This is a genomic window from Pseudarthrobacter linnaei (genome assembly GCF_055412825.1).
This window is the reverse complement of record NZ_JBVAYX010000063.1, coordinates 1-2,414: the sequence shown is the minus strand read 5'-3', so window position 1 is coordinate 2,414 and position 2,414 is coordinate 1. Positions and strand designations below refer to the sequence as shown.

Sequence of the window (2,414 nt, the reverse complement as noted above, 5' to 3'; positions counted from 1 at the left end):
GCTCGGCTGGGATACCCCGGCCGAGCGCCTGCGTGATCTACTGATAACTACTTAGCCACCAGCGGTGTTGCAACGACCCCTAAAAACCGCCCAGGACTCCTTACCCGTTTTAACACTCCGGGACGGGCCCTGCTTCCCGTGGACCGGGCCGTCCGGACCTGTCCCGGCCGCGAAACACCGGCGCCGGTCCCCCTAAATCTGCAGGACCGTCCATGGTCGGGTCCACCTATTCCCCGGGCTCCGGTGGCACTGCCGGTCATGTCGTTAAACCGGCCGGGGAGATGGGACCCGTCATGGCACTAATGGGCCGTCTCCCCCAATCCCGCGGGGTGGGTGCTTCCGCTGGCTTTTGCCGGCGGATCCGCGGGCACATTTCCCTGGGTTGATGGGACAATAGGACAACGGCCGTGTCCCGGCGCCGGACCGGCGCCGACAGACCCGGCCCAGGACACTAAGGAGGGATCCTGATGGACCCCACCAACTTTGTTGTTGCCGGAATCATCATCGTGCTGCTGTTCATCGCGGCGAAAATGTCCATCCGGATCGTGCGTCAGTATGAGCAGGGCGTGCTCTTCCGGCTCGGCCGGGTCACCGGCGTCAGGATGCCGGGGCTGCGGTTCATCATCCCCGTGATCGACCGCCTTCCGCTGGTCAGCCTGCGGATCGTGACCATGCCGATCCAGTCACAGGGCATCATCACCCAGGACAACGTGAGCGTCGATATTTCCGCGGTGGCTTACTACCGGGTGATCGACGCCGTGAAGTCCGTCGTGGCGATTGAAAACGTCTCGGCAGCCATCAACCAGATCGCCCAGACCACCCTGCGCAAAGTCGTCGGCCGGCACAGCCTGGACCAGACGCTTTCCGAAACCGAGCGGATCAACAGCGATATCCGGGAGATCCTGGATGCCCTCACACTGGAGTGGGGCGTCGAGGTTACCCTCGTCGAGCTCAAAGACATCCAGCTGCCCGAGAGCATGAAGCGCGCCATGGCCCGCCAGGCCGAAGCCGAGCGAGAGAAGCGGGCCAAGATCATCGCCGCCGAAGGCGAAGCCATCGCCGCCGCCGCCCTCGGGGACGCCTCCGACATCATGATGGCCCACCCACTCGCCCTGCAACTGCGCAACCTTCAGTCCCTAGTCGAAATCGGTGTGGACAAGAACACCACCGTCGTTTTCCCTGCCCCCTTGATGAGCACCATCGGGGAACTCTCCGCGTTTCTGGCCCGGGAAAACCAGGCCGCGGCAAGCTCGCAAGGAAAACCACCGGTCCGGGCCGCATACCGCCCGCCGGGGCACAATACGCCCGTTCCGGCCGAAGCAGCCGCCGTGCGCCTCCCGTCGGGCCGTTGACCCGTCGACGTCCATCCCGTCAGAACCCTTGGCGGGGCGGCGGGACCGTGCGACGATCCGTTCATGAATGAAGGAAAGCGCTTCCGCCACGGGCCGATCATGACGGAACTGAAAGGACCGATCAGGCCTCCCGGACGAACGCCCGGTGTCGCTAGGCTGCCAGCGGGGCGCCGAAAAGCTCTTCTGCCAGACGGACCAGATGCTCCGGGACGTCTGCGTCCCTGCCGTGGGCGTCGCGGCCCAGGAGGACGGGCTGTCCGCGGGCGGTGCCGGCGAGGTCCAGCCCGCATTCATGCATCAGATGCCTCGCACGCAGGTTCGGCGGAAGGTTGATGATTGTTCCCTCGGCGTTAAGGTAAACGTTCCAGTCGCCGCGGGTGATTGACTCATCTCTCCCCCGTCCAGTCCCTGCAGGACCTCCGGGCCGGTGTCCAGGGATTCAATCCGGATGGGCTCGCCGAGGGCGGACGTAACCGCGCACAGCGTTCGGAACCGCGCGCCATGCCGGATCCATCACGCCATCGATGACCCCTCGCCACAAACCCGGAACCGCTGTGCCACGGCGGAATACCAGAGATGGCCCGCGACCGGAAAACTCGGTCCTTCAACACATCTGTCAGCTTGCGGGATGCAGCGGGATGTTCCGCCCCGATAATTTGGCTGTGTGAACCGTGTGGGCTGTGAACCGCTCAGTTGCCAAGCCTGCCAGCTACGCCGCCGATGTTTGGGGCTGCGGAAGCTTTGATTGACATTCAGGCCGTCAGCAAGTCGCTCCCGGACCGTCTTGAAAACGATCGTTACCGTACCCCATCCGACAATGGCTTAGCGCTACTTTTCGGCGCATTGGTCGACGCCCTGTTCCCATAATTCGCCCGGACCCGGCGCGCTGCGCGGGTCACCAATTCTCGGCCCGGAGGCCCGGAGGCCCGGACTCCGGAAAGCACAGAACGCCGTCGCGCACGGCGAGGCGCGGTGTGGGCTGCCGCGGAGATCTCGGACAGTGGGCCCCCTTAAAATGGGGGTCTACCGAAAGTAGAGATCAGCATGACCGCATCACGGAAG

2 protein-coding genes are annotated in these 2,414 nt (G+C 64.5%); one reads left to right on the top strand and one right to left on the bottom strand.

All coding sequences use genetic code 11. The annotated features are described in order from the left end of the window. Window positions 1–467: 467 nt before the first annotated feature. Window positions 468–1,352 (top strand): slipin family protein, encoded by an 885-nt coding sequence (locus ACZYZ3_RS20460; RefSeq protein WP_463965595.1) that lies wholly within the window; start codon window positions 468–470, stop codon window positions 1,350–1,352. A 151-nt stretch (window positions 1,353–1,503) separates the two neighbouring features. On the opposite strand, the gene ACZYZ3_RS20455 is transcribed toward ACZYZ3_RS20460, so the two are convergent. Further along, the gene (locus ACZYZ3_RS20455) at window positions 1,504–1,650 is read right to left on the bottom strand and encodes a hypothetical protein (RefSeq protein ID WP_463965594.1); all 147 of its coding nucleotides are present in this window, start codon (window positions 1,648–1,650) and stop codon (window positions 1,504–1,506) included. Between the last annotated feature and the right edge of the window lie 764 nt (window positions 1,651–2,414).